Raw genomic sequence first — 8090 nt, 5'->3', positions numbered from 1 at the left:
GGAGAGGGGGGGGACAAGGGAGATATATAAATTTCTTCCAAGGAGTCCTCCTTGTCCTCCTTGTCCTCCTTGTCCCCTTGTCCCCTTGTCCCCTTGTCTCCTTGTCTCCTTGTCTCCCTGCAAAGTGCAAAGTGCAAAGTGCCTCTCAACTCCTGAAAACTTTCTAACCACAACCCTAACCCCAGGATGAAAACTATCACCAGATAAGCAGCTAAGGTGTTGGCGTGCATGAAAATTGAAGCCATGCGACCTGGTGGATCTCCTTGGGGTAGGATGTTTATTTCCAAAACAATCCACAAAATTTCTAATTTAGAAGTCCAGCCCAAAAATAATTGCCCAAAGCCAATTATCACCACAGGTATGGAAGATATGACTAAATTCCAAGTTAGTTGGCGCAATTGTCCGGGTGTCTGAACTAAAGCGCTAAAGCCGGCGAAAAATAAAAAGAACGGTAAGAAATTAAACAAGCCAAGGAAAGCTTCTGTTTTATTCTCAGCAAGAGCAGAGCTAATAATTAGCAATACACCGAGGAGAGCAAATCCCCAATTAAGGGGACGACGGCTAATTGTCCGGTGTTGTCGCAACCAAGTTTTTAATGATGCCAAACCTAGAGTTACGGCTCCTAAAAACGGACTCAAGGGAAAGATAAATAATCCGAGTTGAGCCAAGTTCCAAGGAAATTGTAAATTAGGATTGGGATGGCGAAAAGCGGTTTTCAAGCGGGTTCCCAACATTCGGTGCGGGTGAGGCGAATTTGAGCTAAGGCAAAGATGGTGGGTATGATTCTACCGTAGTTGGTGGCGATCGCTCTCCATCCTAAATCTGCAAAAAACCAACCCCACATGACTGGTCCTAACATAGCAAATACACTTCTGACTGCGGTGTAACGAGCTGCACTTACAGCCATACCCCGTCGTGCCATCTGCAAAGCTACATAGTTTTGAAACTGTGTTGTTGCGATTACTCCACCTTCAACTGCTGCTTGTTGGGCTATTTGATAGGTGGCAAGGTGCATCGCAAATTGACGGGCGATTTGTTTTAGCAACAGTGGTTGTATGATTGAGGTGAGGGCGATCGCGCTACCGCCTTTGAAAAGCAAGCCCAATGGATCGCGCTGTAATGAAAGTGGTAGCGGTTGATTCGGTTCGGATTTGGCAAGCTGCTGCTGCACCTGCACTGTTAATTTTTGCTTTTCCTTTTCGGGTAATTTCTTCCACACATGCCCTAAAAGATGTAAAAACACTTCCGCTTCTAAATCAACCGTTGCTAGTTGATGAGAGTAGCGAATTTTTAGATACTTACATACTTGAATCAAAGCTTCTCGGTAAGTTACCAGATTTGTGCGTCCCCTTAATACCGTCATACCATCTGCCGCTAAAAAGCGAAAACGCGCTTCTAGTGCATCTAGCCAAGCTTTGCGGTCTTTACTTTGCACTTCTATCGGTTCTGGTGTGTGAACATAATCTATGGGATTAAATTTTCGACCAAACAGAATTGCCGTTAAATCCTGCAATTCTTCTTCGGTTGCTAACTCTAGCGCCGTCCTCAGTTCATCCAATGTCTCTTCCTCTCTTACGAACGCAGATGAAGGTCTGTACCTTATTCTACTATTAGCTTTCAGCAATCATTATTAGTTAATTTGTGCTTTGTCATTAATGACGAATAATTAATAATGATTGTTCACTACCTGTTATGTCAAACTAATAGCGAAAATACCAGGTGAGCCAGCTTCAACTCCAAAGGAAGTTATCAAAATTTATCTCTACACGTTGATAATCGGCTCTTCGCTGATTGTAACTAGTTTTTCCGAGTTATTCGGGCGAATAGATTCTACCTTGCCTTGCAGGGCAGCTGACATGACACGATGCAGCCATGCTACTTCATAGTTAATATTAAAATCTTTCTCTACTTTGCTTAATTTTTAGTATTAAAAAATTACACAAAATTGACATTTATCAGTAATTTTTCTAAATATTCCGCTAAATAAAAGGCATCTCCTGGCGGAACTAAGTAGCCGCTAACACCATCTTCTACTAACTCGCTAATTCCAGCAATCTGCGTCGCTACTACGGGGACACCTGCTGCCATCGCTTCCATCAGTACTACTGGTACACCTTCGGCAAAGCTGGACATAACGAATACATCAGTTTGCTGCATATATCTGCGGACTTCAGCTTGGGATTTATAGCCAACAAATTTTACATTTGCACTTAATCCTAATTGGTCGGCTAATTGTTGCAAGTGTACTCGGTCTGAACCCAAGCAACTACTGTGAGCAAAATCTCTGGATGCACTTGCTTTAAAAAACTCAGGCTTTCAAGTAATATCGGCAAACCTTTGACTACGGCTAATCTTCCTACATACAGCAGGTTTTTTCCTGACCAAGCCCCGTTGGGGCGGGGTGTGGGGGAGCCACTCCGGTCTTGGGGTTTCCCCAAGTGGAGGATGTGGCGTTGTGGGGTGTGGGGTGCATAGATAGCCCCAACGACCAGTGGGAAACATACGCCCCGATCAGGCGCGGACGATTGCACCATGCGCTTAATCATACGCCCCGAAGTGCGCCGTCTTCTCCCCTACACCCTACCCCCTACACCCCACACCCTTCTTGTTGACTCGTTGTGAGAAACGACATCGAATAAAACTGGATCGATTCCACAATGAATAATGTGCATTTGCTTCCATTTTTCTGGAGGTGCAAATATCATTCCTTGACTGCGGCAGTAGTGACTGATACAACAAACAAATAGCGATCGCTTGATTTTTTCGTTGATTCGCCAATGATACGGCTCAAAAAAGATGTATGGACCGTGCAACGTTAAACTAAAAGTAAAACCCCCCAATTCAGCCGCTAGCATCGCTACACTACAACTAGAATCGGCAAAATGATTGTGCAAATGCGGAATTTGTCGTTGATTGATTTCTTTAGCAAGGATGCCGGCTTCGAGAAAGTAGAATAATTGATACAAACTTCCCCGCAATCCATGTTGCCGTGTAGACCATGCTAACTGAATTGCGCGTAAATATCTGCTTGGGGAACTCACCAGTAAAGTTAGATGTGCAAGTAGCAAATTTATCAGATTGACGGGCAGGATGTAAAAAGTGCGATCGCGTTCTCGCTTTTGTTCTAGTCCTACCATGTGTTCATCCCCCGTCCGGCGAACGGAAAATCTGTGTACTTCTACACCCATATCCCGCAAGGCTGCTACTTCACGCTGAATAAAAGTGTCTAAAGACAATTCCCAAGAGATAAACGTGGGTGAGATAAAGGCTGTAAGAAATTTTACCGAGGAATTGGAGCCAGCGCCAATTTAGCCATTCCATGCGATTTGCTCGATCGACTTATAGTATAAGGATGGCGGTAATTGCAGAAGCGATCGCAAAATTTAATGAGTTGACGATTCTTGGGGAATGGGAAATGGTGAGTCCAGCGCTGCGCTCCTGGTTTCCAAGAGTGCCGGCGATGGCTCTCCCGTTGGGGGAATTGGTAATTGGTAATTGGTAACAAGATATAAAGCCCTTTTGACTTTTGACTCCTAAGACTTAGGATGGTGCAATATTGGCATAGTAAACAATCCCCATGCCAAACCGGTAATAAACCCAAACGGTGTAACCAGATAATTATGAAAACCCCACCAACCTAAAACTTGCGCTGCTAATTCCCACGGATAAGCCATCATAAACACAATAGCGATCGCCGCACCACTCCAGCCATACCGACTCAACCAGTAAAAACCCTTACCACCAGTCACCCCATACAGCAACCGAGTAAACAGCAAACCCGTTACCGTACCGTAACAGCGCATACACACAGCCATAATAAACGGCGGTGCCAAATCTAACCCCATATTAGGTTGCGGACACACATGATTTCCCATGAAATAAATGATGTCCGCAATACCCCCAAGCAATGATACCCCAGACGCTGCAAGAAAAGGAGCCGCCAACGGTCCGACAACCATCCCCGCCAACAGAAAGTCAGCAATAAAACTGACCCAATTAACCCGTAACCCTCTCTTAAAAGCTACCCCTTCCATCCCTTTCTTACCTTCGCGTCCTTCGCGTCTAGCCTGCGGCAACGGCAAAGCCGAATGCGGTTCGTTTCCTAACCTACCACAGCTCGATAAGGACTAGTCAACTTATCCAACTGCTGCACCAACAAACTTAAAAACAACCCGACATCCGTCACCACACCAACCGATTCAATCGAACCTCTGTCACTTAACTTCGTCACCACAGCCGGATTAATATCCACACAAACCATCTTCACCCCAGCCGGAGTCATATTCCCGACGCCAATAGAGTGCAGCATTGATGATAACATCAAAATCATATCCGCACCTTTAAGCAGTTTCGCATATTCCTCCTGAGCCTGAATCAAATTCATCTGCGTATCCGGTAAAGGACCATCATCGCGAATCGAACCCGCGAGGCTGAAAGGTACACCAGCGCGGACGCACTCATACATTACACCACCCTTAAACTCTCCAGCTTCGACAGCCGCAGCAATACTACCATGACGGCGGACAGTATTAATTACCTTTAAATGGTGGCGATGTCCGCCGCGTACAGCCACACCCCGCTTCATATCCACACCGAGAGAAGTCCCCATCATATTTTGCTCCATATCGTGGACAGCGATCGCATTTCCACCCAACAGAGCTTGGACATATCCTTCTCGAATCAGTCGCGCCAAATGTTCGCCCCCGCCGGTGTGAATCACCACAGGTCCCGCCGTGACAACTACTTTACCACCCGCATCGCGAATTTTACGTAACTCCCACGCCACCTGTTCCACAACTAATTCTACGCGGCGTTCGCTGGAAACACCCGCCGACATAAAGCTGAATTCTTGAGCGTTGCGTTGTTCTCGCGATTCTGGTTTGCGGATGGTGCGGATACCTTGCACATCGACTACTACATGTTCGCCTATTTCTAAATCGCGTAAAAGTTTACACCGCGCCTGCCAACCATTAGGAGTTTGGATAAGGGCGATCGCACCATCCATCCGCTGCGAAAGCACCTTCACCCATTGACCGTTAATCCGTACTTCGGTAGGATAAATCGTACTCACATAAAAATCATCTGGTGCAACTCCTGGTTGCAACACAGGCTCAAGTTTGGCATCGCGCTCATCTTGAGGCAAATCTACCGCACCCAAATCAATTAGGTGAGATACAATTTCTTCCATTACCTCATGCGAAGGTGCTGATACCTTGACCTCAGCCGCTGAAGTACTTTGCCGCTGTTCTCCCAAGTTGAAATTTAGCACTTGGAAACTACCGCCGCTATCGATAATCATATCCAAAGCGCGGTTAATCAAGCCAGAATCGAGCAAGTGTCCTTCAATGCGAATAATCCGACTTTCTACCGAAACATTCGCGTGAACTTCTGCGCGTACTGGTTCGGTTACCCGCAGTGTGAGACATTTTGCCGCACCACCTGCTTTGAGAAATTCTGTTAACGGTGTTTCCATCACTTGGAAACCCGCATCGTTAAGGCTTGCTTTCAAAGCTGACGAAGCCTTGTTCATAATCACGATATGGTCTACATTCACCGTATTGCAGGCGAAGTTTACCGCGTCCGCTTCTTCAATTGCAATCCGCTTTTCTGGGGCAACGCGCATTTCAATCATGCGGTTGGAGTAAGAATCAAAAGCACCTGGATAATACAGCAAATAGCCATTCGCCAGGGGACAGAAGCAAGTATCAAGGTGATAAAAACGCTCATCTATCAAACGTAAAGAGACTACCTCGATATCCAGCCACTTCGCTAAATATGGGTGAGAATCTAACTCTGAACGAAAACCGTATCCCGCCCACAGCCAGCGTCCTTCTCGGTCTAGAAGTGCGTCTCCCGCACCTTCAAAGGGCAAATCTTTCGGTAGTACATTGACTGTGTAGCCGTTTTCTTCAAACCATTGTTTAAAGTAAGGTTCTTCTCCCTGACGCTCTTTGTGTAAAAAGCGACTGAGAACAACGTTCTTACCCAAGACTAAGCCGGCGTTGGCGGTAAACACCATATCCGGTACACCTTTCTGGGGTGCAACTAAGTCTACAATAGCGTGTTCTTTCAGGAGAAGATGCAGTTTTTGCCACTGTTCCACAGCGCGATCGCGCGATGACTTGTGAATATTCCCTTCCATCCAGGGGTTAATCACATAGTCCACATCATAGTGGTCAGGGGCGCACATTAAAAAACGAATCCGGGAATCCATAGGAAATATCACAAACGTTATCGATGCTACAAGCTTCGTACAGACTTTTGTCGATCCAATTCTGTCAAATTTACTACTAAATTTCTTTGTTCTAGTAGTTTAAGGCGTTACAAAGGTTGAGTTTCTATTCTATAATGTTGTTTTCATTTTAAGAAATATACGTAGGGTGCGTTATGCGCTTCGCTAACGCACCATCCGTCATGTCTGGTGTGCGTTAGGATGAAATCCGTAACGCACCCTACAAATACTATAGTTCTAAAGGTTTCAAAACCAGGATTCAACCAATAATGCTTTAACTTGTTGAATGCGTTGAAAGTCGCTGTCTGCCGAGACAATGGTAAGATTGTGTTGCAAAGCAATCGCAGCAATCCAAAGGTCGTTCTCATCGAACCCTAGTTCAGTAATTTTAGTTTTTCTACGCTTGGTTTTCTCTTTGGAACCAAATTGTTTCATCAAAGTGGCTTTCAGTTGACCGTAAATCGTAGCTATATCCTCTGTAACTCGATAGATACAGCAGATTGCAAGTTTATGAAGTACAGTAGCAACAGTTGGTAAACCAGTTTCGTAGATGCTTGGAGTTGACCAAATCGAGTGCAGTGGCAATCAGCGTATCAACCATACCCCTCTTCTGTCACTTTCCGAGATAAGCAAGTAGTTCAGAAGCTAAATCATCCAGAAGCATAAGAGGGTTTAAATTGATTCATTGCAGCAATTAAATGATTGAATCCCCGTAACAACTGTGAATTAGGGAAAATACTTAACCAGGGATAAATTAACCAAAATAGTAAAAGTGGTTGGATAATGAGACGCAGATTATTTAAAGTATTCTTCCATCCGGATTCATAATTCCATTGCGGATGATGAGAAAAATCAACATCACTATTTTCTTGTGCTTCAGTCTCAAGTTGACGAGATTGATTGAAGCCTAAGAAGGCTGGAGAATTTAAACTAATCATCGTATAAACACAAAAAATAATTTCCCACCATCTCTCAATATGTTGGAAATCAGTGAAACGGTAATCTGTCCAGCCTAGTTTTTGTTTACACTGTCGAAACCCATATTCTACCCAGGTTCTTAATCCATATAAGTCACCTAAGATTTTCTTGAGATTACCTTGCAGATTCGTCATCACGAAGGAGGTAGAATTTTCCGGCATGGTTTCTGGATCAGTAGTTATTTCCCAGTAAGTTATGACTCTTTTTTTACCATAAATTATTTCCCTAATATATCTTGTCTCTGATTTTTGATTGCTAAATGTTCTTTCAAATTTACACCACTTATTCGCCCTAACACTTTGTCCTGCTGGCAACCAGACTCCATGATTACAACGAAATTGACACAACGTAAGCTAAGTTGTATTCAGCAATTTTTCTAATAAATTGGCTACTTTCACCCTTCGGGTTCGTCAGTTTGGCGGGACGGAAACCGACACCGCCAACTGACTCACCATATAAACTATCAGCCAATATTAATTCAATATTGAACCCTGATTCCATTAATTCTGTAATTATCTCTGATGCTAACTCTATTTTAGTTTTATATTTATCTGACTCCTTTAATGTTCCTTTTGGTTTAAATACTTTGACGATTAATGGAAAACTTATATTAGCGCAAACTCCATAAGCATTGACTGAAACTATTCCATTATCTACTTTTCCTACGCTTCCTAAATAAAGTCTTGCACTTGCCGCAGTCTTTTTACCTTTTTTCTTATCTCTCCGAAGTTCTGATCGGAGGAAGCCTCCGCTCAGACTTCTCTCTGTTTCATCTATTAACCCAAGTTGCTAGTTATGCTTTAGAGGGTTCGCAGGCATAACATTAAAGCAATAAAATCCCCTCCAGAGTCAAAATCGGAGGGGTTTATGTTAAATGAAA

Annotated in this window: 5 protein-coding genes and 4 pseudogenes; 1 reads left to right on the top strand and 8 read right to left on the bottom strand. The window is 44.1% G+C overall.

Features of this window, described 5'->3' with window-relative positions:
• The 4 genes and pseudogenes from AABK37_RS38680 to AABK37_RS38665 all read right to left on the bottom strand — a co-directional run.
• Positions 1-734: pseudogene (locus AABK37_RS38680) on the bottom strand (hypothetical protein); the annotation flags it as partial.
• Positions 716-1558: a YaaW family protein gene (locus AABK37_RS38675; protein ID WP_432556708.1), complete on the bottom strand. Its 843-nt coding sequence runs from the start codon at positions 1556-1558 to the stop codon at positions 716-718. The gene AABK37_RS38675 and the pseudogene AABK37_RS38680, both read right to left, overlap by 19 nt.
• 204 nt (positions 1559-1762) lie before the next feature.
• Positions 1763-2381, bottom strand: a pseudogene (locus AABK37_RS38670) (glycosyltransferase); the annotation flags it as partial.
• 231 nt (positions 2382-2612) lie between these two features.
• Positions 2613-3263: pseudogene (locus AABK37_RS38665) on the bottom strand (colanic acid biosynthesis glycosyltransferase WcaL); the annotation flags it as partial.
• A gap of 89 nt (positions 3264-3352) precedes the next feature.
• Here AABK37_RS38665 and AABK37_RS38660 point away from each other — a divergent pair.
• Positions 3353-3502, top strand: coding sequence for a hypothetical protein (locus AABK37_RS38660; protein ID WP_432556707.1), 150 nt, complete (start codon positions 3353-3355; stop codon positions 3500-3502).
• 31 nt (positions 3503-3533) lie between these two features.
• Here the strand turns inward: AABK37_RS38660 and AABK37_RS38655 are convergent, their stop codons facing one another.
• The 4 genes and pseudogenes from AABK37_RS38655 to AABK37_RS38640 all read right to left on the bottom strand — a co-directional run.
• Positions 3534-4034, bottom strand: a complete 501-nt coding sequence (locus AABK37_RS38655) for a DUF2085 domain-containing protein (protein ID WP_432556709.1) — start codon at positions 4032-4034, stop codon at positions 3534-3536.
• 68 nt (positions 4035-4102) lie between these two features.
• Entirely contained in the window at positions 4103-6214 is a 2112-nt protein-coding gene (locus AABK37_RS38650) for a TIGR00300 family protein (protein ID WP_432556706.1), read from the bottom strand.
• Between the two features lie 264 nt (positions 6215-6478).
• Complete coding sequence (locus AABK37_RS38645) at positions 6479-6817, bottom strand: PIN domain-containing protein (protein WP_432556705.1); 339 nt, start codon at positions 6815-6817, stop codon at positions 6479-6481.
• A 65-nt stretch (positions 6818-6882) separates the two neighbouring features.
• Positions 6883-7930, bottom strand: a pseudogene (locus tag AABK37_RS38640) (transposase); the annotation flags it as partial.
• Positions 7931-8090: the final 160 nt, after the last annotated feature.

Source organism: Tolypothrix sp. VBCCA 56010 (assembly GCF_050875635.1).
Classification (GTDB): domain Bacteria; phylum Cyanobacteriota; class Cyanobacteriia; order Cyanobacteriales; family Nostocaceae; genus Hassallia.
Note: the sequence above shows the minus strand (reverse complement) of the source record. Positions and strands in the feature narration are given on the sequence as shown.

Bases quoted from the DNA above. Each gene is read 5' to 3' on its own strand.
- AABK37_RS38660 (WP_432556707.1), top strand. From the start codon at position 3,353: ATGGCGGTAATTGCAGAAGCGATCGCAAAATTTAATGAGTTGACGATT.
- AABK37_RS38650 (WP_432556706.1), bottom strand. From the start codon at position 6,214: ATGGATTCCCGGATTCGTTTTTTAATGTGCGCCCCTGACCACTATGAT.
- AABK37_RS38655 (WP_432556709.1), bottom strand. From the start codon at position 4,034: ATGGAAGGGGTAGCTTTTAAGAGAGGGTTACGGGTTAATTGGGTCAGT.